Below are 25,782 nucleotides of genomic sequence, written 5' to 3' on the forward strand. Positions count from 1 at the left end.
GATCATCACGCTGCACGCCATGATTGAGGTCGTCACTCTACGGCGCCCCTCTTTGTCCTGCCGGACATCTCCCCCACGGGTGGGGAGATTGGCAGTTTCGGCGCTTCGCTCTGTCCTGCAACGCTGGGGATTGGCGAAAGCCATTGAGGCATCCGATCTCCCCCCTTGTGGGGGAGATGTCCGGCAGGACAGAGGGGGGCGCTGTCCCGCGACGTTATTCAATGCGGCGAAAGCCTATCCAACCAGCGCCAGTTTCGCCGCGACCGGAGCGAATGGATGTATGTCGATGCCATCCCTGGTCATGGTGACGAAGCTCGATGGCGGAATCGCCTGCCAGTCGCCGCCCTCGCGATCGAAGGGTTCGGAGACGATGCAGCGACCGGCCCCTTTGCGGAAAATGGACGTGTAAAGCGTCGGAGCCTGGCCATCGGTGGCATAGCGCACCGCATACAATGCCTGTCCGTCGCAGAAGGCGGCGGTCAGTTTCAGCGCCGGCTCGAAACCGGCACGGCGTGAGGCTTCCAGCACGCGGCTGGTGGCGCGCGAGACGGCGCCTTGCGGGTCGGCCGAAAGGCCCTCGTCGATCATGAGCAGAAAAAAGAGTTCGGAATCGGTGGTGCCTTCGCGCTGATCGAAAACGGCGTCGGACAGCGAGTTCTCCAGCGCTCGGCGGATTTTTTCGAAACCGCCGATCTGGCCGTTATGCATGAACGACCAGCGTTCTGAGATGAACGGATGGCAGTTCATGCGGCTGGTGGCGCTGCCGGTCGAGGCCCTGACATGGGCGAGGAACAGGCTGGACTTGATCTGCCGGCACAGGCTTTTCAGATTGGGATCGGACCAGGCCGGCAGGATATCGCGGTAGAGGCCGGGTTCTGGCCTCTCGCCATACCAGGCAAGGCCGAAGCCGTCGCCATTGGTGGGCGACTTCGCTTCCTGGGCGCAATGGCTCTGGGCGATCAGCGAGTGACAGGGCGCCGTGAGGATGTCTTCGAGAAAGACCGCTTCACCGAGATAGGCCGCCCACCGGCACATCGCTTCTGTCTTCCTCTAGGCGCGATCCGGAAGAGCAGCGGGCTCGTTGATCGCGTGCGTGCCTCTGTTGTGCGTCCGCTCGTAGAGCTCGCGAATGATTCGGCTGGCGGTAGTCTCGAAGAGAAATGGCAAGAAAGCGTGAACAAGAGCTGCTCCCGCCGCCATCAGAAGGCGCGAGGAAAACCAGGCGGCGAAGGCCATATGGCTGAAATAGGTCTCGCCGACCTTGGCCGGATGAGAGGTGAAGATCCTTGCGACCGACATGCTGGTTCCCCTTCAGCGCTTTTCGTTTCGATATGAGTATCCTGACACGCCTCACCGGTTCATTGGTCCCAAAATATCCTTGTATTTTGCTATTTCATGGGACAAATATCCCAATATGAGCTTTGACATCGACGAAATTGATCGAAAACTGCTCGCCGAATTGCAACGTGACGGCACGCTGTCGGTCGACCAGCTGTCGGAGCGGGTAGCCTTGTCGCGCAATGCCTGCTGGCGTCGCGTCAAGCGGCTGGAGGAAGATGGCATCATCACCGGCCGTGTGGCGCTGGTCGATGCCGAGAAGCTCGGGCTCGGCCTTTCGGTGTTCATCCTGATCCGCACATCCAATCACGACCCCGACTGGCTGCAGAAATTCCGGGCGGCGGTGACCGGTCTTTCCGAGATCATCGGGGTCTACCGGATGTCCGGTGATCTCGATTATGTGCTGCGCGCCCGCGTCGCCGACGTGAAAGCCTATGACCGGCTCTACCAGCGGCTCATCGCCAAGGTGGCTTTATCCGATGTGTCCGCTTCCTTCGTCATGGAGGAGATCAAGGAGACGACGGTGGTTCCCGTGGAACTCCGCTAGGCCACAGTGATGCCTGAAAGAAAGCCGTTGATAGCGCCGCGGTCGAGTTGACCGAATCGGCATTCCCGCCGATAGGATCGATTTTATGCGCGCAGCCCTTCAAACACCTTCCGTCATCGGTCCCACCGTCGGCTTCGTCAGGTTGCCGCATGGCGAGGGGCTTCCGCTTCCCGCCTATGAAAGCGCCGGCGCCGCCGGCATGGATTTGCGCGCGGCGGTGCCTGAAGACCGGCCGCTTCTGATCCTGCCGGGCAAGCGCGCCTTGGTAGCGACGGGGCTGATCCTGGAAATCCCCGAAGGCATGGAAGGCCAGGTGCGGCCCCGCTCGGGCCTTGCCTTCAAACACGGCCTTACCGTCCTCAATTCACCGGGCACGGTCGACAGCGATTATCGCGGCGAGGTGAAGGTGCTGCTGGTCAATCTCGGCGACGAGGATTTCGCGGTGACGCGCGGGATGCGCATTGCCCAGATCGTTTTCGCCGCGGTGACGCAGGTGGCGGTTGAAGAGCGTTCGCTGGCCGGCGGCACGGCGCGTGGCTCAGGCGGATTCGGATCGACCGGCACCGCCTGATGCCTGGCTGTGTTTCGGCACAGTGAACCGTTTCCGGGTAGACTGATCCAACATGACTGAAACACGCCCCCTGCCAAAGCTCGTCATCTTCGACTGCGACGGGATCCTGGTCGATACCGAGAACCTCGCCAACCGGCGCCTGGCCGAATGGCTGAGCGACGCCGGTTTTCCAACGACCTTCGAATATTGCCGCAAGAACTTCTCCGGCCGCAGCATGGTCTCGGTGCAGAAGGAGATCGAAGAGACGACCAGCGTCAGGCTCGGCGCCGATTTCGTCGAGCGCTGGAATGCCGGCCTGCCGGATCTGTTCGCTCACGGTGTCGAGGCGATCCCTTATGTCCGGGAGTTCATCGAGGCGGTCCGCGCGGCCGGCATCGCTTATTGCGTCGCCACCTCGGCCAGGATCTCCAAGATGCACATAACGCTTGGCCAGACCGGTCTGTTGCCGCTGTTCGAACATGCCATGTTCAGCGCCACCATGGTGTCGCGCGGCAAGCCGTTCCCCGACCTGTTCCTGCATGCGGCCAAAACGATGGGCTTCCCACCCGCCGACTGCATCGTCATCGAGGACAGCGTCGCCGGCACGCAGGCCGGCATCGCCGCCGGCATGCGCGTGTTCTCCTATCATGGCGACCCCTATTCGGACCGCGATGGCTTGATCCAGGCCGGCGGCATCCTGTTCTACGACATGCGCGAACTCGCCGGGCTGGTGCCGATCCATTGATCCGCTGCACTGGACGCCACAAAGCGCTGTGCTACCTTCCCCGCGCCCGACAATGAGGCGCCGCCATGCCAACGTACCTGCTCATTCCCGATCTGGCGGAGAAGGACGGTTTCTATGTCGGCTCCGTGCCTGTCGACATGCGCCACATCGACACTTTCGAGAAATTGGCAGCAGAGAACGAGAAACGCTTCTGAACCAACCGCATTCGTTTGCCCGGCCGCAAACAGCGCGGTAGCATCCGCCCCAATACTCGTTATGGGGGAGCATTCATGGACAAGGGCAAGATTTTTCGCGACCTGCATGCCTCGACCTTCGTCATGCCCAATCCCTGGGATCCGGGCACGACGAAGCTGCTCGGATCCTTCGGCTTCAAGGCACTGGCCACCACCAGCGCCGGCTTTGCCTTTTCGCGCGGCCTGCCGGATGGGGCCGTGACCTTCGACCAGATGATCCATCATTGCCGCGAGGTGACGGGCGCGACCGACCTGCCGGTCTCGGCCGATCTCGAGAAGGGCAAGGGGGACAGCGCCGAGCAGGCCGCCGAAACCATTTTCGCGGCGGAAGCGGCCGGGCTTGCCGGCTGCTCGATCGAGGATCACACCGGCGATCCTGAAAAGCCCATCTACGAGTTTTCGCACGCGGTCGAGCGCGTCGCCGCAGCGGTGGAGGCGGCGCGGGCGCTGAAGCGCGACTTTGTCTTCACGGCGCGGGCCGAGAATTTCCTCTGGGGCAAGTCCGATCTCGACGACACGATCAAGCGGCTGCAGGCGTTCGAAAAGGCCGGCGCCGACGTGCTCTATGCACCTGGTATCGGCGATGTCGAGATGGTGCGGACCTTGTGTTCGTCGGTCGGCAAGCCGGTCAATGTCATGGCGAGGCCCGGCTTCACCATCGCCGACCTCGCCATGGCCGGTGCCAAGCGGATTTCGCTTGGGCCATGGCTGACCAATTTCGCCTACGGCATGCTGGAGACGGCGGCGCGCGAGATCCAGCAGGACGGCACGTTCGGCTTCACCCGCGCCGCCATGCCGTTCGGCAAGCTGCAGGCGCTGTTCGGCAAATCCCAGGGCTAGGATGAGTTCGCCGCATGAACCTTACCGTTGTCGACATGCATACGGGTGGCGAGCCGCTACGGATCGTCACGGGCGGTTATCCCGCTATCCCCAAGGGCACCATCCTGGAGAAGCGCGCCTATGTGCGGGACCATCTCGACCATTTGCGCAAGTTGCTGATCTTCGAGCCGCGCGGCCACTATGACATGTATGGCGCTTTGCTGGTCGAGCCCGATTTGCCCGGCGCCGACCTCGCGGTGCTGTTCATGCACAATGAGGGCTATTCGACCATGTGCGGCCACGCCATCGTCGCGCTCGGCCGCTACGCCGTCGATCAGGGGCTGGTGGCGAAGCAGGAGCCGTTCACCACCGTGAACATCGAGGCGCCGTGCGGCCTGGTCGTCGCCTCGGTCGCGGTCAGCGATGGCAAGGCCGGCGCGGTGTCGTTCGAGAGCGTGCCGGCCTTCCTGTTCGCTGGCGATCGACAGATCGAGCTGACAGGCTATGGCAAGGTCGGTTTCGACATCGCCTATGGCGGCGCCTTTTACGCGCTGGCCGACTGTCATCAATTCGGCTTGGAGTTCGGCCGCGACCGCGTGCGCGATTTCGTCGATGCGGCAACCACGCTGACGAACCGGCTGAAGGCCGAGTTTCCGCTGTCGCATCCCGATCATGATGACCTCGCCTTCCTCTATGGCACCATCCTGACCGATGGAAAGGACGCCTTTTCCGGAGAGGCCACCAGGAATGTCTGCGTCTTCGCCGAGGCGGAGGTCGACCGCTCGCCGACCGGTTCCGGCGTCACCGCCCGGCTGGCGGCCATGCATGCCAAGGGCGAGATCGCCGTCGGGCAGACGCGAACGTTCGAGAGCATCGCCGGCTCGCGCTTTTCCGGTGCGGTGGCGCGAACAGCGCAGGCCGGCCCGCATGAAGCGATCGTCGCCCGCGTCGGCGGCCGTGCCTATTATTCCGGACGAGCCGAATTCATTGTCGAACCGGACGACGAGTTGGGGCGGGGATTTCTACTATGCTGAAGAGATCTAGCGCCGCGACGCGCGTGCGACTTCCCGCGCCGAGATCGCCTTGTGCAGATGCACCATCATGGCGGCGGCGAAGAGCGGCGTCAGCAGGTTGAGCAGCGGCACGGCGAGGAAGGCCGCGACAACCAGCCCGGAGAGAAACACCGTGCCGGCATACTGCCTGCGCAGGGCCCGGGCCTCTTCTTCCCCGCGAAAGCGCATGGCGGCGAATTCGAAGAATTCGCGTCCGAGCAGGTAGCCGTTGACGATGAAGAAGGCAGCGATGTTGATGCCCGGCACCAGCAGGAGCATCAGCGCCACGACGTTGCCCAGGATGACGACGCCGAAGAATTTTATCGCCAGCACCAGCGAGCGCAATACCGGCATGGCGCGTCCGGCCGGGTCGCCGGGATAATCGGTGCGCTCGACCACTTCGGCGACATCGTCGAGGAACAGGCCGGCGATCACCGCCGTGACCGGTGCGATCAGAAGCGCCATGCCGAAGGCCAGCGCGATGGCCGCGACGATGCCGCCCAACCAGCCGGCCCAGGACGGCATGCCGGGCAACAATGTTTGCAGCCACGGCAGGGCAAGCCATTCGACAAGGCTGGTCAAGCCGAACCACAGGGCGACCAACGCCAGCAGGGTCAGGCCGAGCGTCTTGATGAACACGGCGCGAAACGGAGGCGAGAGCAGCTCAAGGGCCGCGGTGCGGGCAGCGTCGAAAATCACCGTGCTTCACCCCCAGGTCAGCGGACACAGCCACAAGGCAGGACGCCTCCGAGATAGGCGGTGCGGCCCGCGAGCACAAGCGCGGGCCGTTGCTTGCCTTCGTATGTTCCCCAGATCTGCCTATCGGGCTAAGCCCAGCTTACGAACCGGTATGGTCATGGCCGCCACGCCGGCGACGACAAACCCCATGCCGAGCCAGGCCGTGGGCCCCAGGCTTTCGCCGAGGAAGACGGCGCCGATGCCGACGCCGATCGGCACCCGCAGATAGGCCTGAGACGTGGTGCCGACCGAACCCAGCGTGTGGATCAGGCGGAAATAGATGACGAAAGCCAGTGCCGTCGAAAACACGGACAGGCCGAGCAGGGCAAGGATGGAAGCCGTCGAAGGCGCCAGGGTCCATGGCTGGTCGACCGCCAGGCTGAGCGGTCCCAGCATGACAGCGCCGCACAGCATCGAACCGGCGGCGGGAAGCATCGGATCGAGGCCCTTGAAGCCTCGGCCGAAAATGGCGGCGCCCGCATAGCACACGGTTGCCGCGACGATGGCGATCTGTGCCCAGAGCTGGTGGCCGATGCCGCCAAGCGCCTGCGTGCCGACGATGAGGCAGATGCCGGCGATGCCGGCGCCAACGCCGACCAGCTTGCGCACGGTCACCGGCTCATGACGGGTGATAAGCGCCGTCAGCAGGAAGGTGAAGATCGGCGAGGTGGCGTTGAGGATGGTAGCAAGGCCGGCGTCGACCGAACGCTCGGCCGCGGCGATCAGCGTGAACGGGACGACGCTGTTGAGGCAGGCCTGGAAGGCGAAGCGGCGCCAGCTTGCCGCATCGCCCGGCATGGCAAGCCCGCGCCAGCGGATAATGGCGAACAGGATGGCGCCGGCGATCAGGGTGCGGGCCGCGATGAAGGTGATGGGCGGGATGGTCTCTACGCCGATCTTGATGAAGGTATAGGAGGCTCCCCAAAGCACCGTCAGCACGCCGAGCAATGCCAGGTCGATGGTCGTGTTGCTTTTGGCAGGCATGGGCTCGCGCCTTCGGACCGTGATTGAACAGGCGCAGATGTAGGCGACATCGCGACGAGATGTTTCGGCCACGGTCGAATTGTCGTAGCGCCTGGCTGGCGCGGCAAGGACAGAAAATCGGTTGCCAGTTTTCAGGGTCATGCTGTAGACCCGCGCGGGCATGGCAAGAAGCCGGCCCGGGTTTTTGGCGGAGACATTGATGCCGGATTATGACGTGCTTTGCATCGGCAATGCGATTGTCGACATCATCGCCCAGTGCGAGGAGGAATTCCTCGAGACCAACGGCATCATCAAGGGCGCGATGAATCTCATCGACACGCAGCGCGCCGAATTGCTCTACAGCCGCATGGGCCCGGCGATCGAGGCCTCCGGCGGCAGCGCCGGCAACACGGCGGCCGGTGTCGCCTCCTTCGGCGGACGCGCCGCCTTCTTCGGCAAGGTCTCCAGCGATGCGCTGGGCGAAATCTACGCGCACGACATCCACGCGCAGGGTGTCGCCTTCGACACCAAGCCGCTCCAGGGCGAGCCGCCGACGGCGCGTTCGATGATCTTCGTCACGCCCGATGGCGAGCGCTCGATGAACACCTATCTCGGCGCCTGCGTCGAACTCGGCCCGGAAGATGTCGAAGCCGACAAGGCGTCCGGCGCCAAGGTGACCTATTTCGAGGGTTATCTGTGGGACCCGCCGCGCGCCAAGGAAGCGATCCGGCAGACGGCGAAACTGGCGCACGCTGCCGGTCGCGAAGTATCTATGACCTTATCGGATTCGTTCTGCGTCGACCGTTACCGCGACGAGTTCCTAGACCTGATGCGTTCGGGCACGGTCGATATCGTTTTTGCCAACAGCCACGAGATCAAGTCGCTTTACCAGACGTCATCGTTCGAGGAAGCGCTGGCGCGGATCCGCAAGGATTGCAAGATCGCGGCGGTTACCCGCTCCGAAAAGGGCTCGGTTATCGTGCGTGGCGACGAGACCGTGGTCATCCAGGCGACCGCCATCAAGGAACTGGTCGACACGACGGGCGCCGGCGATCTCTACGCCGCCGGTTTCCTGCATGGCTACACACAGGGACGCGACCTCCAGACCTGCGGCGATCTTGGCTCACTGGCGGCCGGATTGGTGATCCAGCAGATCGGCCCCAGGCCAAGGCAGAATCTGCGCAAAGAGGCCGAGCGGGCGGGGTTGCTGTAACAACGCCCTTTCTCTTCGCCCGCTGTTGGGGAAAGGAGGCAAGCGCGGACCGCTTCTCATCGTCGCGCAGTTGTCACATACCGCCCCTACACGCAAATGCGAGCGTGCCGTGACTGACATTTCGACATGCTAATCGGGGTGTGAAGCAATGCAGGACAGCAACCTGTCGGGTCGCTGCATCTGTTGCCGTCGCACTTTCCACTTTCCGCCGTAACCGTTCAACAACCGGCCGCGGCCAAGGGAGGAGAGCGCGCGGCCAGAAAACAGATGCATGACAAGATTTCAGACCAAGACGACATTCCAGACCAAGACGACCGGCATCACGCAGGACGATTTCGCCGACATGGTGGCGGAAAGGGTCGAGCGTGCGCTTGCCCACTATGACGAAGCCATCAACGGCCCCACAATGGTCTCGGTCGGCAAGATCGCCGGCTCGATAGCGTCCGCCGTCACCTTGCTGTCGCCCAAGCACCAGCGCGCCATCGACGCCATCCATGCCGACCTTCCGGGCCTGGCCCAGAAATTCGTGCGGGCGCTGGCGGCGGAAGCCGCACGCCGCGGCGAAGCCGGCGCCATGACCGCCACGACGCTGTCGGCAGAGGCTGAAACAGTTGCCGCGCTCCCCCAGTCCGACGACCTCGAATCGATGCTGATCGAGGACTGGGCCGGACGCGTCGCCGGCTCGACCTATCTGGAAGAGAACCTGCGCATCGCCCGCTCCACCCTGCACCGCTGGCAGAGGCGCGGCGACGTCATCGCTCTGCGCAAGGGCGGCCGCAAGCACGTCTTCCCGCTGGCGCAGTTCGTCGATGGCAGGCCGGTCGCGGGCATAAGCGACGTGCTGGAGCTGATCGGCAATCCGAGACTCGCATGGCTGTGGCTGACCCGTCCAGCGGCGCACCTTGATGGGCGTATTCCCATCGACCTGCTGCGGCAGGACCAGGCGGAGGAAGTCGTGGAGGCGGCGCGGGCGTTCGCGCCGGGGTGAAGTCGGCGCGGTCATCCCTTTCGTTCCGCGAGCAGGCCGAGATAGTGCTGCAGCACCGCCGCCCCGGCAAGCGACGTGACATCGGCGTGGTCATAGGCGGGCGCCACCTCGACAACGTCGGCGCCGACAATGAGTGCCCGTGCCGGGAGATAGGCCGGGTCGAGGCAATCGATGTCGAAGGTCAGACGCGAGCCCGATCTTCCACGACCCGGCGCTTGCTGTCCGTGAGGCCGTCAATTGCGGCGGCGTGGCGCTGGCCGACAACATCATGGTCGAGGACCTGCTGGCCAGCGGCCAGCTGGTCGCGCCCTTCACGATCCGCCACGCAATCCCACAGAGCTACTGCCTGTGGCAGAAGCCGGGCAACCGCATTTCAATCAGCGCCAGGCTGTTCCGGGATTGGCTGCTGTCGGAGATCGCCAGCCACAAGCAGGTGATGCGGCTGGCGTGAGGCGTCCAACACGGGGGGAAGCCCCTCAAGCCCCCGCCGTATAGGCGGCGATCGCCGCCATGTTGACGATATCGCTGTCCTTGGCATTCAGTGACACGATCTGCACCGGCTTGTTCAGGCCGACCAGCAGCGGGCCGATGACGGTCGAGCCGCCCAGTTCCTGCAGCATCTTGGTCGAGATGGAGGCCGAGTGGAAAGCCGGCATGATCAGGACGTTGGCCGGACCGGTCAGCCTTATGAACGGGTATTGCGCCATGGCGCGGGCGTTGAGCGCGACGTCGGCGGCCATTTCGCCATCGTATTCGAAGTCGACGCGGCGCTTGTCGAGGATGCGCACGGCTTCCTGGACGCGCTCGGAACGTTCGCCCTGTGGATGGCCGAAAGTGGAATAGGCAAGCATGGCGAGCCTTGGCTCGTAGCCCATGCGGCGCGCGAAGCCCGCCGCTTCCTCGGCGATGTCGGCGATCTGCTCGGCGTTGGGCATGTCGTGCACGGCGGTGTCGGCGACGAGCACCGTCTTGCCGCGCGCGAGCACGATCGAGACGCCGATGACGCGGTGACCGGGCTTGGCGTCGATGACGCGCCTGATGTCGTCGAGCGCGGTCGAATAGTTGCGGGTCACGCCGGTGACGATGCCGTCGGCGTCGCCCAGCGCCACCATGCAGGCGGCGAAATGGTTGCGGTCGTTGTTGATCAGCCGCTGGCAGTCGCGGAACAGGAAGCCTTTGCGCTGCATGCGCTCGTAGAGATAGTCGGTGTAGATCGAATTGCGGCGCGACAGGCGCGCATTGATGATCTCGATGCCTTGCTTGTTCAGGTCGATGCCAGCGTGCCTGGCGTTCTCCTTGATGACGTCGTCGCGACCGAGCAGGATGGCGGTGCCGAGCCGCTGGTTCACGTAGGAGACGGCGGCGCGCATCACCTGCTCCTCCTCGCCCTCGGCGAAGACGATGCGCTTGGGCTGGCGGCGCACGCGGTCGTAGATGCGCTGCAGCGTCGAGGCGATCGGGTCGCGGCGGGCGGAAAGCTCCTGCGCGTAACGGTCGAGATCGAGGATCGGCTTGCGGGCGACGCCCGAATCCATTGCCGCCTTGGCCACGGCGATCGGGATGGCCGAGATCAGGCGCGGGTCGAACGGCACCGGAATGATGTAGTTGGGGCCGAATTTCGGCCGGTTGCCCTGATAGGCCGCGGCGACGTCGTCGGGCACGTCCTGGCGCGCCAGTTCGGCCAGCGCGCGGGCGGCGGCGATCTTCATGTCGTCATTGATGGTGGTGGCCCTGACATCCAGCGCGCCGCGGAAGATGTAGGGAAAGCCGAGCACGTTGTTGACCTGGTTGGCGTAATCCGACCGCCCGGTGGCCATGATGGCGTCGGTGCGGATCTCGGCCACTTCCTCCGGGGTGATCTCGGGATCGGGGTTAGCCATGGCGAAGATGATCGGGTTCTTGGCCATCGACTGCACCATGGCGGTGGTCAGCGCCCCCTTGGCCGAAAGGCCGAGGAAGACGTCGGCGCCGTCCAGCGCTTCGGCCAGGGAACGCGCCTCCGTCTTGACCGCATGCGCCGATTTCCACTGGTTCATGCCCTCGGTGCGGCCCTGGAAGACAACCCCCTTGGTGTCGCATAGGATGATGTTTTCTGGCGAAAAACCCATCGCCTTCATCAGCTCGATACAGGCGATGCCGGCCGCGCCCGCACCGTTGCAGACCAGCTTCGTGGTCTTCATGTCGCGGCCGGTTATTTCCAGCGCGTTGATCAGACCGGCGGCCGAGATGATGGCGGTGCCGTGCTGGTCGTCATGGAAGACCGGAATGTCCATCAGTTCGCGCAGGCGCTGTTCGATGATGAAGCACTCCGGCGCCTTGATGTCCTCCAGGTTGATGCCGCCGAAGGACGGACCGAGGAAGCGCACGCAGTTGATGAACTCGTCGGCATCCTCGGTGTCGACCTCGAGGTCGATGGAATCGACATCGGCGAAGCGCTTGAACAGCACCGCCTTGCCTTCCATCACCGGCTTGGAGGCCAGCGCGCCGAGATTGCCGAGGCCAAGAATGGCGGTGCCGTTTGAGATGACGGCGACCATGTTGCCGCGCGTCGTGTAATCGAAGGCCCTGGATGGGTCCTCGGCGATGGCGCGCACGGGCACTGCCACGCCTGGCGAATAGGCGAGGCTGAGATCGCGCTGCGTCGTCATCGGCTTGGTGGCGACGATCTCCAGCTTGCCGGGCCGGCCCATGGCGTGGAATTCGAGCGCTTCCTGCGCGCTGACGGACGGACCGTTGTTCTCGGTTTTCCTGGCCATGGTGCTTTTGATTTCCTCGCCGATGAAGCACCTCCTTGAAACGGGTGCCTGTGTGCTTGCGAATTAAGACCACGGGCCGCCGCGTGTAAACCACGAAGCTGGGCAAAGCTGCTTCAAAGCGGAGACGGCCGGTCAGAAGCCTTTCCGCGCCGTTCCCAATGTCGTGATTTCATCCGCATGCTGGCGGGCCGTTGCCCAGCGCCGCAGCGTCCTGGTTCCGGGAAACGGCCATTGCGTCAGCGGCGGTTGGCTGCTTCCCATCCTCTTCAACAGGTCGGACAGGAACACTGTGAGTTCCTCCCGTTGAGCCCGCACCTTGGCCAGCGTGCGGTTGCGAATCTCATCGCGGGGAATGGCGCGGTCGCGCAACGTCTCGACCGCGCGCCGGATCGCCGCCGGATCGGGCTCGGCGATGATGCAATAGTCCGGATCGAAAAAGACGTCCCGGCCGCCAAGACTGGGCGTGCTCACCACCGGCAACCCCGCCATCAGATATTCCATGCTGGAGCACATCGCCCCTTCCGCCGCCGACAGACAGAGCCCAACCGCGGCCTGGTTGTAGACGCGGTTGACCTCCTGCGGCGCCAGCCAGCCAGTCAGGCCATTGACGATCGGGTTGGCGATACGATGCAGCGGCGATTGCGCCTGCAAGCGACGGATGAAGGCACGGTCGCCGGCCCGCGGCAGCTCGCCGATCGAAAAGGTAATGTGGGCGAGCCTTTCGATATCGAAGGCGAGGTGGTGGCGCTTGGTGTGCGAAATGCGGCCGTTATATACCGCATCAAACTCGACAGAAATGTCCGGCAGTGGTCGAAATATGTCCTCGCTGACCATCAGATTGTGGTTGGAGAAGATCGCGGTTCCTCCGGCAGCAGTGACCAGACGACGCTCCTCTTGCGTGTTGCAAAGAAAGATCAGTTGGTGAAGCGAGAAGCTCTCACGGTACCAGGCGAGATCCCTGCCAAGCTTCGCGACGACATGGGGCCGCTCAAGCGTCCAACTCGGCATCAGCAGGAACACGGCGCGGCGCGAGGCCAGGCGACGGCCGATTGCCACCACTGAGTTGAGGGGGCGCTCGCCGCCGATCGGCGTGTAGATCAGCAGCGGATCGTGGCTGAGCACGTAAGCTGCAAGCCGAATGCCGCTATCCAGGTGGGACAACGGACCGCTGAGCGGCAGCGCGAAAGGAAGGCGCTTGGCTGCTACAAACTTAAGCCTGCCCAACCGTTGGCTGGCGTGCCGAGCTGTCATGAGCCAGAAGCGCTCGAGCGCCGAGTCGATCGGTCCCACCATCTCCTCGAACGTTTCGTGCCCGTCTTTGTCCATGACATCCCCGCCATTATTGTCCAAGATGACAGATATTCGCGATCGCCGCGTCGGGCAATGCAGCTGAACAGCCGTTCCATGAAGACGGCTCGCGGTCTTCCCCTGCTTTTCGATGGCCTGGCATTAAACCCCGCCATCACATCTGCTAGCGTGCCGCGCCATGAACATGCACAGCCCGAACGAGCCCGACGCCGCCCCCGAGGCGATGACGCCGCCGCAGCCCGGCGTTGCCGCCGTCACGCCGATGATGGAGCAGTTCATCGAGATCAAGGCGGCTAACCCGGATTCGTTGCTGTTCTACCGCATGGGCGATTTCTACGAGCTGTTCTTCGACGATGCCGAGAAGGCGAGCCGGGCGCTGGGCATCGTGCTCACCAAACGCGGCAAGCATCAGGGCCACGACATTCCAATGTGCGGCGTGCCGGTGCACGCGGCCGACGACTATTTGCAGAAGCTGATCGGCCAGGGCTTCCGCGTTGCCGTCTGCGAGCAGATCGAGGATCCGGCCGAGGCCAAGAAGCGCGGCTCCAAATCGGTCGTGCGCCGCGACGTGGTGCGGCTGGTGACGCCGGGAACCATCACCGAGGACAAACTGCTGGCGCCGTCGGAATCGAGTTATCTGATGGCGTTGGGTCGGGTGAAGGGCGGCAGCGAGCACAGCTTTGCAATTGCCTGGATCGACATCTCGACTGGTGCTTTCCGCGTCGCCGAGACCACCGCCGACCGGCTGCTGGCCGACATCTTCCGTGTCGATCCGCGCGAACTCATCGTCGCCGAGCCGGTGTTCCATGATCCCGACCTGAAGCCGGTGTTCGACGTGCTCGGCCGTGTCGCCAGCCCACAGCCGCCGAGCCTGTTCGATTCGGCCTCGGCCACGGGGCGGATTGCGCGTTTCTTCGAGGTGGCGACACCGGACAGTTTCGGCGCGTTTTCGCGCGCCGAATTGTCGGCGATCTCGGGCGCCATCGCCTACGTCGAGAAAACGCAAAAGGCCGAGCGGCCGCCGCTGTCGCGGCCCGAGCGCGAGGAGCAGGGCTCGACCCTGTTCATCGATCCGGCGACGCGCGGCAATCTCGAACTGCTGCGTACGCTGTCCGGCAGCCGCGAGGGTTCGCTGTTCAAGGCGATCGACCGCACGGTGACCGGCGGCGGCGCAAGGTTGCTCGCCGACCGGCTGATGGCGCCGCTGACCGACCCGGCGGCCATCGGCGCGCGGCTGGACTCCGTCTCGTTCTTCCGCTCCGAGGTCAGGCTTTGCCAGGCGGTGCGGATGAGCCTGAAGAGCGTCGCCGACATGCCGCGCGCCCTGTCCAGGCTGGCGCTCAACCGGGGCGGGCCACGCGATCTCGGCGCGCTTCGCGCTGGTTTCGAGGCGGCCGGTGCCATCGCCGGAACCTTTGCCGCGATCGCCCTGCCCCAGGAGTTGGCCGGCGCGATGGCCGCGATCAAGGCGCTGCCCAAGGCGCTTGCCCAACATCTCACCCAGGCGCTCGGCGACGAGCTGCCGCTGCTCAAACGCGACGGCGGCTTCGTTCGCGGCGGCTATCACCCGGACCTCGACGAAATGCGGGCGTTGCGCGACGAGTCGCGAAAAGTGATCGCCGGACTGGAGCGCTCGCTGATCGAGGAAACCGGCATCCGCTCCCTGAAGATCCGGCACAACAATGTGCTGGGTTACTACATCGAGGTGACGGCCAATCATCACGCCGTCATGACTGGCAGCGATGGCGCCAAGGCGCGCTTCATCCACCGCCAGACCATGGCCAACGCCATGCGTTTCACCACGACCGAACTCGCCGAACTCGAGACCAAGATCGCCAATGCCGCCGACCGGGCACTGAGCATCGAACTGGCCGCCTTCGATGCGCTGACGGCGGAGGCGGTCGGCGCGGTCGAGGCGATCCGCGCCGGCGCCGACGCGCTCGCCGTGCTCGACGTATCGGCAGCGCTTGCGCTTTTGTCGGAAAGCGAGGCCTGGTGCCGGCCGGTGGTGGATTCCAGCCTTGCCTTCGAGATTTCTGGCGGGCGGCATCCAGTGGTCGAACAGGCGCTGCGCCGTTCGGGCGAAGGCCCGTTCGTCGCCAACGATTGCGACCTCTCGCCGGAGGGCAATGCCAAGAACGGCGCGATCTGGCTGCTGACCGGCCCCAACATGGGTGGCAAGTCGACGTTCCTGCGGCAGAACGCGCTGATCGCCATCCTGGCCCAGACCGGCTCCTTCGTGCCGGCGACATCGGCCCATATCGGCGTCGTCGACCGGCTGTTCTCACGCGTCGGCGCGTCGGACGACCTGGCGCGCGGCCGCTCGACCTTCATGGTCGAGATGGTGGAGACGGCGGCGATCCTCAACCAGGCCGGCGAACGGGCGCTGGTGATCCTCGACGAGATCGGCCGCGGCACCGCTACCTTCGACGGGCTGTCGATTGCCTGGGCGGCGGTGGAGTATCTGCACGAGAAGAACCGCTGCCGGGCGATCTTCGCCACCCACTTCCACGAAATGACGTCGCTCGCCGGCAAGCTGGCGCGGCTTTCCAATGTCACCATGCGGGTCAAGGAGTGGGAGGGCGACGTCGTTTTCCTGCACGAGGTCGGCAAGGGTGCCGCCGACCGCTCCTACGGCGTGCAGGTAGCCCGCCTTGCCGGCCTGCCGGAAGCGGTGGTGGGCCGCGCGAAGGAAGTTCTGCATCAGCTTGAGGAAGGCGAGGTCTCCGGCAAGACCAACCGGCTGGTCGATGACCTGCCGCTGTTTTCGGTGGCGGTGAAGCGAGAGGCGCCAAAGCCGGTGAAGAGCGACGCTGTGGGCGCGGCACTCGGTGAGATCAATCCCGACGAGATGACCCCCAAGGAAGCGCTGGAGGCGCTTTACCGGCTGAAGGGGCTGGCGGGGAAATAGTCAGATCATTTCCAGTCCGCGCTTGCGCGTCGGTGGGGGGAATGCACGGTCGAGATCGGCGAGGTCATCGGCCGTAAGCTTTATGTCCAGCGCGGCAAAATTCTGGCGGACGTGCTCCTGGCTGCTGGCCTTGGGAATGGCGATAACGCCGTCCTGATGCATCACCCAGGCCAAGGCGATTTGCGCAGGGGTCGCATTGTGACGGGCGGCGATGGCGTCAAGCCTGCTGTTGCGCGCCAAAGCACCCTGCTCCACCGGCGAATAGGCCATCAGCGGAATGCCGCGCTGGCGGCTCCATGGTGCAAGGTCGAATTCGGGGCCGCGCCGGATCAGATTGTAGAGCACCTGATTGGTCTGGACATTGCCGCCCGAGCGCAAACCGGTGAGCTCTTCCATTTCATCGGTATCGAAATTGCTGACGCCCCAGTGGCGGATCTTGCCGGCCTTCTTCAACGCCTCGAAGGCCTCGACCGTCTCGCCCAAAGGCACGCTGCCCGGCCAGTGCAGGAGATAGAGATCGATGCGGTCGGTGCGCAGCCGCTTCAGGCTTTTCTCGCAAGCCGCCGGCACGCCGGTGCGCGAAGCATTGGACGGCAGCACCTTGGAGACGAGAAAGAGTTCTTCGCGCCGGCCGGCGATGGCTTCGGCCACCACCTCCTCGGCGCCGCCGCTGGCATACATTTCGGCGGTGTCGATCAGCGTCATGCCGAGGTCCAGCCCAAGCTTCAAGGCATTGACCTCCCCGGCTCGACGGCGGGCATCCTCGCCCATTTTCCAGGTGCCCTGTCCCAGCACCTGGACGGCTTCGCCCGAAGGCAGCTTGGTGGTTCTTGTCGTCGTGGGCATGGGGGCTCCTGGGTAAGCGATCGAGGCGCATGGCATCACAAGCATACGGAGAAATCCAGGATGGAGCTCGGGTTCTCCGGTCGCCGCCGTTGATGCCTTACTTCACCGGATGGGCGGCGAGCCAGTCCTGCATCTGCTTGATTTCGGCTTCCTGCGCGGCGATGACGTTTTCGGCGAGTTTGCGGATTTCCGGATCCTTGCCGTTGGCCAGTTCGACCTTGGCCATGTCGATCGCCCCCTGATGATGCGGGATCATGCCGCGGACGAAATCGACATCGGCGTTGCCGGTATATTGGGAGGCCATCATGTCGGTATGCATCTTGTCCATCGCCGCCTTGTAGCCCGCCGTGGAAGGGCTTTCCGCCCCCATGGCCATGGCACCCATGTCGTGCTTCATCTCCTCGCTCTGCGCCGGCACGCTTTCGAGGAAAACGGCAAGCAGCATTCCGGCGGCCATCAGCAGCAGCACGAGTTTTTTAGCCAAGGTCATTCATGGTCTCCTGTCGGTTGGGTTTCGTATCTGGGGGTTAATCTCAGAGTTTCAACGTTCTCAGGCGCAATGCGTTTGCGATCACGGAAACCGAGGACAGGCTCATCGCCGCCGCCGCCAGCATCGGCGACAGAAGCGTGCCGGTGAGCGGATAAAGCACGCCGGCCGCGACCGGCACGCCAAGCACATTGTAAAGGAAGGCGAAGAACAGGTTCTGCCGGATGTTGCCGATGGTGGCCTGCGCCAGGGTTCGGGCGCGGACGATGCCGTTGAGGTCGCCCTTGACCAAGGTGATGCCGGCGCTTTCGACCGCGACATCGGCGCCCGTTCCCATGGCGATGCCGACATCGGCGGCGGCAAGCGCGGGCGCATCGTTGACGCCGTCGCCGGCCATGGCGACGGCGGCACCCTTGCCGCGCAGTTCCTCGACCAGCGCTGCCTTCTGTTCCGGCAACAGACCTGCCCGAACCTCGTCTATGCCGAGATGTCCAGCGATCGCCCTGGCCGTGCGCTCATTGTCGCCGGTCGCCATGATGATCCGCAGCCCGCTGCCATGCAGCGTCTTGATCGCCTCGGCCGTGGTCGCCTTGACCGGATCGGCGACGGCGACGATGCCGGCCAGCTTGCCGTCGACAGCGACGAACATCACCGTCTTGCCATCGCCCTGCAAGACTTCCACCCTGGCCAGGGCCCCGGAAACGTCGATGGCGAGATCGGCCATCATCGCGGCATTGCCGAGCGCGACCTTCTTGTCCGACACCGTGCCGGAAACGCCTTTGCCGGTAACCGCCTCGAAGCTGCCGGCCTCGGCGATCTTCACGCCGCGCTGGCCGGCTCCGTCGACGACGGCCTCGGCCAGCGGATGCTCCGACCCTTTTTCCAGGGTCGCGGCGCATCTCAGCAATTCGTCCTCGGAAAAGCCGCTGGCAGCAACGACATCGGTCAATTTCGGCCGGCCCTCGGTCAGCGTGCCGGTCTTGTCGACGATCAGCGTGTCGACGGAGGCGAAGCGCTCGAGCGCGGCGGCTTCCTTGATCAGCACACCGGCATGCGCGCCGCGCCCGGTGGCGGTCATGATGGACATCGGTGTGGCGAGACCCAGCGCACAGGGACAGGCGATGATCAGCACCGAAACCGCCGAGACGATGGCGAAGATCAGGCTGGGCTCGGGGCCGAAGATCGCCCAGGCGACGAATGCGGCGATCGCGACCAGGACGACGGTCGGGACAAAGTAGAAGGAAACGCGGTCGGCCAGGCCTTGGATCGGGGCGCGCGAGCGCTGTGCCTTGGCGACGAGTTCGACGATGCGCGACAGCGTCGTCTCGGCGCCGATCCGTTCGGCGCGCATGATCAGCGAGCCGTTCTTATTGAGCGTGCCGCCGGTCAAGGCGTCGCCTTCGGCCTTCTCGACCGGCAAGGGCTCGCCCGTGATCATCGATTCGTCGATGGAGGAGCGGCCTTCGAGCACCGTGCCGTCGACCGGGACGGCATCGCCGGGACGGATGCGCAGGCGATCGCCGGTCTTGACCTCGTCCAGCCCGACATCGATCTCGGCGCCGTCCTCGGCGACCCGCCGCGCGGTCTTCGGCGCGAGGTCGAGCAAAGCTCGGATCGCCGATCCGGTCTTCTCGCGGGCGCGCAGTTCCAGCACCTGGCCGAGGAAGACCAGCGCCACGATGACCGCGGCCGCCTCGAAATAAACCGGCACCGCACCGCCATGGCCGCGAAACTGATGCGGAAAGATGTCCGGGAAGAGCGTGGCGACGACGCTGTAGAGATAGGCGGCGCCGACACCCAGCGAAATCAGCGTCCACATGTTGGGGCTGCGGTTGAGCATCGAGTCCCAGCCGCGATGGAAAAACGGGAAAGCGGCCCACAGCACCACCGGGCTCGCCAGCACCAGTTCGATCCAGACCTTCGCGCGATCCTCGACCAGGCCCTCAAGCGGCAGGCCTACCATCGGCGCCATGGCTACGATCAGCAGCGGGACCGACAGCACCGCGCTCACCCAGAGGCGTCTGGTGAAGTCGACCAGTTCGGGATTTGGCCCTTCATCGCCCGTCGGCACGCCCATGGGCTCGAGCGCCATGCCGCAGATCGGGCAGGAGCCGGGCTTGTCGCGGAGAATCTGCGGATGCATGGGGCAAGTGTATTGCGTGCCCTTGGGCATCGGCGCCGGCGCCGGCCTGTCGCCGAGATAAGTTTGCGGCGCCGCCTCGAACTTCGCCTTGCAGCCGGCCGAACAGAAATAGAAGCCCTGGCCTTCATGGCGGACGAAATACCTGGCGTCGGCGCGGTCGACGATCATGCCGCAGACAGGGTCGACGGCGGTCAGATAGCTTTCCGGCTCGGCCTGGAACCTCGAACGGCATCGCTCGCTGCAGAAATGATAGAGGCGGCCGCCATGCTCGGATGCCGGCTTGCCGGCGGCCGACTCCACCGTCATGCCGCAGACCGGATCGCGCAGAACCGCATCCGAATCTCCGCCCGTGCCCTTTGCCGCGCAGCAGCCGCCATGAGCGCCATGCGTGTGATGATCGTGATCTGAATGCGTCATTTTCTAATGCCTCGATGCACTGCTTCGAAGCAGAGGTAGTGCTTCCAGTAACTGGAAGGTCAAGGGCTGTTTTTTGACCTTTCACATTCAGAATTGCGGAGCCGCCGGATCAGAAGAATTCCCTATACAATCGCCCTATCGATGCTAAACGTTGCTCGCTAGAATTGCCGTGTCAAAATTATTCTCACTAAAATTGTTGCGCTCTGGCAGCTTGGTGCCGCCCTGGATTCGTTCAACAAATGAAATGTCTGGTCATCAACCTCGATCGGTCCGTGGACAGGCTTGCCCATATGACGGCGGAGTTCGCTCGTATTGGCATAGAATTCGAACGAGTCGCGGCCGTGGACGCGCGGTACCGTCCCGATCTGGATCTGCAGCCGCATTATGCTTCGTATGCGCCGCAGCATGTGACGAGCAGCGAGGTCGCTTGCCTGCACAGCCATCGCGCCTGCTGGATGATCATTGCGCAAGGCGAAGCATGCTATGGCGCCGTCTTCGAGGACGACATTATTTTTTCCGCAAACGCCGGTATACTGCTTGCCTGTGCCGGATGGATCCCGGCCGATGCTGACATTGTCAAGATCGAGACGTTCTTCAAGAGGACTTCGATCCATCGCAAAAGGATTTCCGTCGGCCACGGCTTTTCCATGTTCCGACTCTGCAACATACACCTGGGAACCGGGGGCTACATCATATCGAGACAAGCCGCGCGCGATCTCCTTGCCGCGACCGAGATGATTAAGGTGGCTGTCGACCACGTCATGTTCAATCCGGCATTTCCGACCTCGTCCAGCAAGGCAATCTACCAACTTTTCCCTGCGTTATGCGCGCAGGACCAGTTCCTGGGCGACATAGCGGTGGGACTACCAAGCCTACTCAGTCGGGAGCGCAATGCCAAAACCCGTCGGCGCCCGGCGGGAGAGAAGATCAGAATCGAGATCGGGCGAATCGTCGATTGGATCATCGATTTCTGCAAGCTGCGGCGACAGATGACCATTCCCATGGCTTCGCCCAGGCCGCAGAGCCTAGGCGACCTCACCCAGAGAGCCCATACCCAGCGCCGCGAAAACACGCTATAGACGCCGCCCAAAAGGCAAGGCCAACCGATATCTATGGCGAAAATCTCCCTGAAGCTCGATGAACTGATCGACGGCGAAGCCTTGCGTCGCGAGATGACCGCGCTGACCACGGCCAGCGCCGGCGACGGTTCCAGCAAGGCCATCCGCACGGCCGTCCTTCAGCTTCTCAAGGGGCGTCTCGCGGAGGGCCGCAAGACAGCCGAGGCCATGCTGAGACAAGATGGCGGCGGCAATGCCTGCGCCGAACGGCTGTCGCACCTGATGGACGAGCTGATCCGCTCGCTCTACGATTTTGCCGCAACCCATGTCTACCGGGTGAAGAACCGATCCTCGGCCGAACGCATGGCGGTCGTTGCCGTCGGCGGCTATGGCCGCGGCACGCTGGCGCCGGGATCCGACATCGACCTTCTGTTCCTGCTGCCTTACAAGCAGACGCCATGGGGCGAACAGACGGTCGAATATATGCTCTACATGCTGTGGGACATGGGGATGAAGGTCGGCCATGCCACCCGCAACATCGATGAGTGCCTCAGGCTGTCGCGCACCGACATCACCATCCGCACCTCGATCCTGGAAGCCCGTTTCCTGTGGGGCGAACGCAAGCTCTATGACGAGTTGATGCTGCGCTTCGACCATGAGGTGGTGCGCACGACCGGCCCGGAATATGTGCAGGCCAAGCTTGCCGAACGCGACGAGCGCCATGCCAAGGCCGGCGAAAGCCGCTATCTGGTCGAGCCCAACGTCAAGGACGGCAAGGGCGGCCTGCGCGACCTGCAGACGCTGTTCTGGATCGGCAAGTATTTTTACCGGGTGCGCACCGGCGAGGAACTGGTCGAAAAAGGCGTCTTCACCGAAGCCGAGTACCGCGAGTTCCAGAAGGCCGAGGATTTCCTGTGGGCGGTGCGCTGCCACATGCACTTCCTCACTGGCAAGGCCGAGGAGCGGCTGCATTTCGACATTCAGCGCGAGATCGCCGAACGGCTCGGCTATACGACCCATCCCGGCCTGTCGGCGGTCGAACGCTTCATGAAGCACTATTTCCTCGTCGCCAAGGATGTCGGCGACCTGACCCGCATCTTCTGCGCCGCGCTGGAGGAGGAGCAGGCCAAGCATGTTCCCGGCTTCAACCGCATCTTTCTCACCTTCCAGCGCCGCAAGCGCAAGCTTGCCGGCACGTCGGACTTCATCGTCGACAACCATCGCATCAACATCGCCGACGACGGCGTCTTCGAGCGCGACCCGGTCAATCTTCTCAGGCTGTTCTGGTTTGCCGACAAGCACGGGCTGGAATTCCATCCCGATGCGCTGAAACTGCTCACCCGTTCGCTCGGCCTAGTCAACAAGTCGCTCAGGCGCGACGAGGAAGCCAACCGGCTGTTCCTCGACATATTGACCTCGGACCGCAACGCCGAGCTCAACCTGCGGCGGATGAACGAGGCGGGATTGCTGGGCCGGCTGATCCCGGATTTCGGCAAGATCGTCGCCATGATGCAGTTCTCGATGTACCACCACTACACCGTCGACGAGCACCTGATCCGCTGCATCGGCGTGCTGGCCGAGATCGAGCGCGGCGACGGCGAGAAGGTGCATCCGCTGTCGCATGCGCTGATGCCCGGGCTGAAGAAAAGCCGCGAGGCGCTCTATGTCGCCGTCCTGCTGCACGACATCGCCAAGGGCAGACCAGAGGACCATTCCGAGGCCGGCGCCAGGATCGCAAGGCGGATCTGCCCGCATATGGGGCTTTCGCCGGCCGATACGGAAACTGTCGCCTGGCTGGTCGAGAACCACCTCGTCATGTCTATGACGGCGCAGACCCGCGACCTCAACGACCGCAAGACGATCGAGGACTTCGCCTCGATCGTGCAATCGGTCGAGCGGCTGAAGATGCTGTTGATCCTCACCGTCTGCGACATCAGGGGCGTCGGACCGGGCGTGTGGAACGGCTGGAAGGGCCAGTTGCTGCGTACGCTCTACTACGAGACCGAACTGCTGCTGACCGGCGGCTTTTCGGAGGTCTCGCGCGCCCAACGCACGGCGGCGGCGCGCGAACGCCTGGCCGAGGCGCTCGCCGACTGGCCCGACAAGGCGCGCAAGCGCTATGTCGGGCTGCATTATGAAAACTACCTCCTGACGGTGGACCTGCCGGACCAGCTTCGCCACGCCGAATTCATCCGCGAGGCGGACGCGGCGGGCAACAAGCTCGCCACCATGGTCAAGACCCACCAGTTCGAGGCGGTTACCGAAATCACCGTGTTGGCGCAGGACCATCCCCGTCTTCTCTCGGTGATTGCCGGGGCATGCGCCGGCGCCGGCGGCAACATCGTCGACGCGCAGATCTTCACCACGTCGGACGGCCGCGCGCTGGACACGATCCTGATCTCGAGGGAATTCGACCGCGACGAGGACGAACGCCGGCGCGCCGAGCGTGTCGGCCGGCTGATCGAGGACGTGCTGTCGGGCAAGAGCTGGCTGCCGGAGATGATCGAGAAACGCACCAAGCCAAGGCGCGGATCCAAGGTCTTCAAGATTCCGCCACGCGCCGAAATCCGCAACGCATTGTCGAACCGGTTTTCGGTGATCGAGGTCGAGGGGCTCGACCGCCCCGGCCTGCTGTCGGAAATCACCGGAACACTATCCGACCTGTCGCTCGACATCGCATCGGCGCATATCACCACCTTCGGCGAGAAGGTCATCGACACCTTCTATGTCACCGACCTGACCGGTCAGAAGATCGACAACCCGGCCCGCATCGCCACCATCCGCAACCGGCTGATAGCGACGCTCGAAGGTGTAGCGCTCGAACGCGGCGGCAAGGCCAAGGCAGCCGCCGAGTGACGGCCATCATCCCCTTCTTCCAATCCCACAGGCAGTTTGCGAACGCATGAGTCTCGTCAAGAAATTCGCTACCGTCGCGTCCGGCACGCTGATGAGCCGTGCGCTCGGTTTCGGCCGCGAGATGCTGATGGCGGCCGCACTCGGCACCGGACCGGTCGCGGACGCCTTCAATGCCGCCTTCCAGTTCCCCAACACCTTTCGCCGGCTGTTCGCCGAGGGCGCGTTCAATGCCGCCTTCGTGCCGCTGTTCGCCAAGGAGATCGAGACACACGGCACCGATGGCGCCAGGCGTTTTTCCGAAGAGGTGTTCGGGGTGCTGTTCACCGCGCTCCTGGCGCTGACCATCGCCATGGAACTGGCCATGCCGCTGATCGTGCGCTACCTGGTGGCGCCGGGCTTTGCCGACACGCCGGGCAAGTTCGAGACGACCGTCACGCTTGCGACGATCATGTTCCCTTATCTCATCTGCATGTCGCTCGCCGCCATGATGGCGGGCATGCTGAACTCCTTGCGGCGCTATTTCGCCGCGGCAATCGCGCCGGCTTTCCTCAACATCATCCTCATCAGCGTGCTTGGCTATGCCTGGTATCACGGACTGGATGCACACGCTGTCGGCTTCGGCCTGTCCTGGGGCGTGCTGGCGGCCGGCGTCGTGCAACTCGCCATCGTCTGGGTGGCGGTGCGCAATGCGGGCATCTCGATCGGCTTCCGCCGGCCTAGGATGACGCCGAACGTGAAGCGGCTCCTGATCCTGGCGCTGCCGGCGGCGATCACCGGTGGCATCACCCAGATCAACCAGCTGATCGGAACGGCCATCGCCTCCGCGCAGGACAGTGCCGTGTCCTCGCTGGCTTATGCCGACCGCGTCTACCAGTTGCCGCTCGGTGTCGTCGGTGTAGCGGTGGCGATCGTGCTGTTGCCCGAACTGTCGCGGGCGCTGAAGTCAGGCAATCTGATCGAGGCAGCCAATCTGCAGAACCGTTCCGTCGAATTCACCCTGTTCATGACCTTGCCGGCGGCGGCGGCGCTCTGGGTGATGGCGGAACCGATCGTGCGGCTGGTCTATGAGCGCGGCGCGTTCGCCGCCAACCATTCGACACCTGTCGTGGCGGCGATCCTGGCGATCTTCGGTCTCGGTCTGCCGGCCTTCGTGCTGATCAAGGCCTTCACCCCAGGCTATTTCGCCCGCGAGGATACGCGCACGCCGATGATCTTCGCCGCAATCTCCGTGGCGGTGAACGTCGCCACCGCGCTGACGCTGTTCCCGAGGATGGGTGCACCCGGCATCGCCGTGGCCTCCGCCGTTGCCGGCTGGGTCAACGCGCTGATGCTGCTTGCCGTGCTGATCCGGCGCGGCCATTGGGGCCGCGACGTGCCGCTGTTGAGGCGCATCCCACGGCTGGTGCTGTCGGCGGTGGTCATGGGTGTCGCCCTCTATTTCGCCGAACATTGGTTGGCCACAAGGATCGGCCCCGGCTCGCCGCTGGTCGTCAAGGCGACGACGGTGCTGGCACTGGTGGCCGGCGGGGCGCTGCTCTATTTCGTCACCGCTTTCGCCACCGGCGGCGCCGATTTCGGCATGATCCGGCGCAATGTGGGGCGCCGGAGGACAGAAGCCGGCCCGTCCGTGGCAAAATCAGAACTCGACGAATAGATCGGCCGAGCATCCCGCCTGGCCGGTCTTGATCCCGCCCGCGCTCTCGTCCATAAGCGCGCCGTCGCAGACTTTCGCCGCGCGCGGTTTCCAGCCGCATGATTGGCTCCGAAAAGTCCGCAACTTTTCGGAATCACGCTTATACGGCCCTCCACAAGCC

General features: G+C 64.1%; 22 protein-coding genes and 1 pseudogene. 13 read left to right on the forward strand and 10 right to left on the reverse strand.

Annotated elements, in window-relative coordinates; all coding sequences use genetic code 11:
* Positions 1–234: 234 nt before the first annotated feature.
* Both LB557_RS30530 and LB557_RS30535 read right to left on the reverse strand, forming a co-directional pair.
* Positions 235–1,035, reverse strand: a complete 801-nt coding sequence (locus LB557_RS30530; RefSeq protein WP_140660551.1) for a class II glutamine amidotransferase — start codon at positions 1,033–1,035, stop codon at positions 235–237.
* Positions 1,036–1,050: 15 nt separating this feature from the next.
* Positions 1,051–1,299: a DUF6356 family protein gene (locus LB557_RS30535; RefSeq protein WP_140723186.1), complete on the reverse strand. Its 249-nt coding sequence runs from the start codon at positions 1,297–1,299 to the stop codon at positions 1,051–1,053.
* Between the two features lie 115 nt (positions 1,300–1,414).
* Here LB557_RS30535 and LB557_RS30540 point away from each other — a divergent pair, with 115 nt between their 5' ends.
* The 6 genes from LB557_RS30540 (at position 1,415) to LB557_RS30560 (ending at position 5,266) form a co-directional block, all read left to right on the forward strand.
* The gene (locus LB557_RS30540) at positions 1,415–1,885 is read left to right on the forward strand and encodes an Lrp/AsnC family transcriptional regulator (RefSeq protein ID WP_224641648.1); all 471 of its coding nucleotides are present in this window, start codon (positions 1,415–1,417) and stop codon (positions 1,883–1,885) included.
* Between the two features lie 85 nt (positions 1,886–1,970).
* Complete coding sequence (gene dut / locus LB557_RS30545; protein ID WP_140723192.1) at positions 1,971–2,456, forward strand: dUTP diphosphatase; 486 nt, start codon at positions 1,971–1,973, stop codon at positions 2,454–2,456.
* A gap of 52 nt (positions 2,457–2,508) precedes the next feature.
* Positions 2,509–3,180 carry an HAD family hydrolase gene (locus LB557_RS30550; protein ID WP_140821537.1) on the forward strand — a complete coding sequence of 224 codons (672 nt, stop codon included), beginning with the start codon at positions 2,509–2,511 and terminating at the stop codon, positions 3,178–3,180.
* Positions 3,181–3,245: 65 nt separating this feature from the next.
* Complete coding sequence (locus tag LB557_RS31685; protein ID WP_263496949.1) at positions 3,246–3,374, forward strand: hypothetical protein; 129 nt, start codon at positions 3,246–3,248, stop codon at positions 3,372–3,374.
* Positions 3,375–3,449: 75 nt separating this feature from the next.
* Positions 3,450–4,253: an isocitrate lyase/phosphoenolpyruvate mutase family protein gene (locus tag LB557_RS30555; RefSeq protein WP_140614891.1), complete on the forward strand. Its 804-nt coding sequence runs from the start codon at positions 3,450–3,452 to the stop codon at positions 4,251–4,253.
* A gap of 14 nt (positions 4,254–4,267) precedes the next feature.
* Positions 4,268–5,266, forward strand: a complete 999-nt coding sequence (locus tag LB557_RS30560) for a proline racemase family protein (RefSeq protein WP_224641646.1) — start codon at positions 4,268–4,270, stop codon at positions 5,264–5,266.
* 6 nt (positions 5,267–5,272) lie between these two features.
* On the opposite strand, the gene LB557_RS30565 is transcribed toward LB557_RS30560, so the two are convergent.
* Together LB557_RS30565 and LB557_RS30570 are read right to left on the reverse strand one after the other, a co-directional pair.
* Positions 5,273–5,983, reverse strand: a complete 711-nt coding sequence (locus LB557_RS30565) for a sulfate transporter family protein (protein WP_224641644.1) — start codon at positions 5,981–5,983, stop codon at positions 5,273–5,275.
* A 120-nt stretch (positions 5,984–6,103) separates the two neighbouring features.
* Entirely contained in the window at positions 6,104–7,006 is a 903-nt protein-coding gene (locus LB557_RS30570; RefSeq protein ID WP_224641642.1) for an EamA family transporter, read from the reverse strand.
* Between the two features lie 199 nt (positions 7,007–7,205).
* Between LB557_RS30570 and LB557_RS30575 the strand changes: the two genes are divergently transcribed.
* On the forward strand, positions 7,206–8,198 hold the full coding sequence (locus LB557_RS30575; protein ID WP_224524306.1) for an adenosine kinase: 993 nt from the start codon (positions 7,206–7,208) through the stop codon (positions 8,196–8,198).
* Positions 8,199–8,469: 271 nt separating this feature from the next.
* The gene (locus LB557_RS30580; RefSeq protein ID WP_140660543.1) at positions 8,470–9,186 is read left to right on the forward strand and encodes an antitoxin Xre/MbcA/ParS toxin-binding domain-containing protein; all 717 of its coding nucleotides are present in this window, start codon (positions 8,470–8,472) and stop codon (positions 9,184–9,186) included.
* An 11-nt stretch (positions 9,187–9,197) separates the two neighbouring features.
* Here the strand turns inward: LB557_RS30580 and LB557_RS31905 are convergent.
* Positions 9,198–9,317, reverse strand: a pseudogene (locus LB557_RS31905) (arginase family protein); the annotation flags it as partial.
* An 8-nt stretch (positions 9,318–9,325) separates the two neighbouring features.
* On the opposite strand from LB557_RS31905, the gene LB557_RS31910 reads away from it, so the two are divergent.
* Entirely contained in the window at positions 9,326–9,637 is a 312-nt protein-coding gene (locus LB557_RS31910; protein ID WP_411970588.1) for a hypothetical protein, read from the forward strand.
* Between the two features lie 25 nt (positions 9,638–9,662).
* Here LB557_RS31910 and LB557_RS30590 read toward each other — a convergent pair whose 3' ends face one another.
* A complete protein-coding gene (locus LB557_RS30590) occupies positions 9,663–11,942 on the reverse strand; it encodes an NADP-dependent malic enzyme (protein ID WP_015314164.1) in 2,280 nt (759 codons plus the stop codon).
* A gap of 132 nt (positions 11,943–12,074) precedes the next feature.
* The gene (locus tag LB557_RS30595; RefSeq protein ID WP_224713149.1) at positions 12,075–13,268 is read right to left on the reverse strand and encodes a glycosyltransferase; all 1,194 of its coding nucleotides are present in this window, start codon (positions 13,266–13,268) and stop codon (positions 12,075–12,077) included.
* Between the two features lie 160 nt (positions 13,269–13,428).
* Here LB557_RS30595 and mutS point away from each other — a divergent pair, with 160 nt between their 5' ends.
* On the forward strand, positions 13,429–16,161 hold the full coding sequence (mutS, locus tag LB557_RS30600; RefSeq protein WP_224713150.1) for a DNA mismatch repair protein MutS: 2,733 nt from the start codon (positions 13,429–13,431) through the stop codon (positions 16,159–16,161).
* Here mutS and LB557_RS30605 read toward each other — a convergent pair whose 3' ends face one another.
* The 3 genes from LB557_RS30605 to LB557_RS30615 all read right to left on the reverse strand — a co-directional run bounded on the left by LB557_RS30605 (position 16,162) and on the right by LB557_RS30615 (position 20,054).
* Positions 16,162–17,007 (reverse strand): aldo/keto reductase, encoded by an 846-nt coding sequence (locus LB557_RS30605; RefSeq protein WP_140614899.1) that lies wholly within the window; start codon positions 17,005–17,007, stop codon positions 16,162–16,164.
* 97 nt (positions 17,008–17,104) lie between these two features.
* On the reverse strand, positions 17,105–17,497 hold the full coding sequence (locus LB557_RS30610; RefSeq protein WP_140614900.1) for a DUF305 domain-containing protein: 393 nt from the start codon (positions 17,495–17,497) through the stop codon (positions 17,105–17,107).
* A gap of 43 nt (positions 17,498–17,540) precedes the next feature.
* On the reverse strand, positions 17,541–20,054 hold the full coding sequence (locus tag LB557_RS30615; protein ID WP_224641635.1) for a heavy metal translocating P-type ATPase: 2,514 nt from the start codon (positions 20,052–20,054) through the stop codon (positions 17,541–17,543).
* Positions 20,055–20,293: 239 nt separating this feature from the next.
* Here LB557_RS30615 and LB557_RS30620 point away from each other — a divergent pair, with 239 nt between their 5' ends.
* From LB557_RS30620 to murJ, 3 genes are read left to right on the forward strand one after another with little or no spacing between them, the layout of a single operon-like run.
* Positions 20,294–21,133, forward strand: coding sequence for a glycosyltransferase family 25 protein (locus LB557_RS30620; protein WP_140821554.1), 840 nt, complete (start codon positions 20,294–20,296; stop codon positions 21,131–21,133).
* A gap of 33 nt (positions 21,134–21,166) precedes the next feature.
* Positions 21,167–23,968, forward strand: coding sequence for a [protein-PII] uridylyltransferase (locus LB557_RS30625; protein ID WP_224641633.1), 2,802 nt, complete (start codon positions 21,167–21,169; stop codon positions 23,966–23,968).
* A gap of 46 nt (positions 23,969–24,014) precedes the next feature.
* The gene (gene murJ / locus LB557_RS30630; protein WP_140714239.1) at positions 24,015–25,622 is read left to right on the forward strand and encodes a murein biosynthesis integral membrane protein MurJ; all 1,608 of its coding nucleotides are present in this window, start codon (positions 24,015–24,017) and stop codon (positions 25,620–25,622) included.
* Positions 25,623–25,782: the final 160 nt, after the last annotated feature.

The sequence above is a fragment of the Mesorhizobium sp. BR115XR7A genome, from assembly GCF_020165315.1.
In the GTDB taxonomy this organism is placed as follows: domain Bacteria; phylum Pseudomonadota; class Alphaproteobacteria; order Rhizobiales; family Rhizobiaceae; genus Mesorhizobium; species Mesorhizobium australicum.

Excerpts from the sequence above, each read along its gene's own strand:
- LB557_RS30530 (WP_140660551.1), bottom strand. The coding sequence starts at position 1,035 with ATGTGCCGGTGGGCGGCCTATCTCGGTGAAGCGGTCTTTCTCGAAGAC.
- LB557_RS30535 (WP_140723186.1), bottom strand. The coding sequence starts at position 1,299 with ATGTCGGTCGCAAGGATCTTCACCTCTCATCCGGCCAAGGTCGGCGAG.
- LB557_RS30540 (WP_224641648.1), top strand. The coding sequence starts at position 1,415 with ATGAGCTTTGACATCGACGAAATTGATCGAAAACTGCTCGCCGAATTG.
- dut (WP_140723192.1), top strand. The coding sequence starts at position 1,971 with ATGCGCGCAGCCCTTCAAACACCTTCCGTCATCGGTCCCACCGTCGGC.
- LB557_RS30550 (WP_140821537.1), top strand. The coding sequence starts at position 2,509 with ATGACTGAAACACGCCCCCTGCCAAAGCTCGTCATCTTCGACTGCGAC.
- LB557_RS31685 (WP_263496949.1), top strand. The coding sequence starts at position 3,246 with ATGCCAACGTACCTGCTCATTCCCGATCTGGCGGAGAAGGACGGTTTC.
- LB557_RS30555 (WP_140614891.1), top strand. The coding sequence starts at position 3,450 with ATGGACAAGGGCAAGATTTTTCGCGACCTGCATGCCTCGACCTTCGTC.
- LB557_RS30560 (WP_224641646.1), top strand. The coding sequence starts at position 4,268 with ATGAACCTTACCGTTGTCGACATGCATACGGGTGGCGAGCCGCTACGG.
- LB557_RS30570 (WP_224641642.1), bottom strand. The coding sequence starts at position 7,006 with ATGCCTGCCAAAAGCAACACGACCATCGACCTGGCATTGCTCGGCGTG.
- LB557_RS30575 (WP_224524306.1), top strand. The coding sequence starts at position 7,206 with ATGCCGGATTATGACGTGCTTTGCATCGGCAATGCGATTGTCGACATC.
- LB557_RS30580 (WP_140660543.1), top strand. The coding sequence starts at position 8,470 with ATGACAAGATTTCAGACCAAGACGACATTCCAGACCAAGACGACCGGC.
- LB557_RS30590 (WP_015314164.1), bottom strand. The coding sequence starts at position 11,942 with ATGGCCAGGAAAACCGAGAACAACGGTCCGTCCGTCAGCGCGCAGGAA.
- LB557_RS30595 (WP_224713149.1), bottom strand. The coding sequence starts at position 13,268 with ATGGACAAAGACGGGCACGAAACGTTCGAGGAGATGGTGGGACCGATC.
- mutS (WP_224713150.1), top strand. The coding sequence starts at position 13,429 with ATGAACATGCACAGCCCGAACGAGCCCGACGCCGCCCCCGAGGCGATG.
- LB557_RS30605 (WP_140614899.1), bottom strand. The coding sequence starts at position 17,007 with ATGCCCACGACGACAAGAACCACCAAGCTGCCTTCGGGCGAAGCCGTC.
- LB557_RS30610 (WP_140614900.1), bottom strand. The coding sequence starts at position 17,497 with ATGACCTTGGCTAAAAAACTCGTGCTGCTGCTGATGGCCGCCGGAATG.
- LB557_RS30615 (WP_224641635.1), bottom strand. The coding sequence starts at position 20,054 with ATGACGCATTCAGATCACGATCATCACACGCATGGCGCTCATGGCGGC.
- LB557_RS30620 (WP_140821554.1), top strand. The coding sequence starts at position 20,294 with ATGAAATGTCTGGTCATCAACCTCGATCGGTCCGTGGACAGGCTTGCC.
- LB557_RS30625 (WP_224641633.1), top strand. The coding sequence starts at position 21,167 with ATGGCGAAAATCTCCCTGAAGCTCGATGAACTGATCGACGGCGAAGCC.
- murJ (WP_140714239.1), top strand. The coding sequence starts at position 24,015 with ATGAGTCTCGTCAAGAAATTCGCTACCGTCGCGTCCGGCACGCTGATG.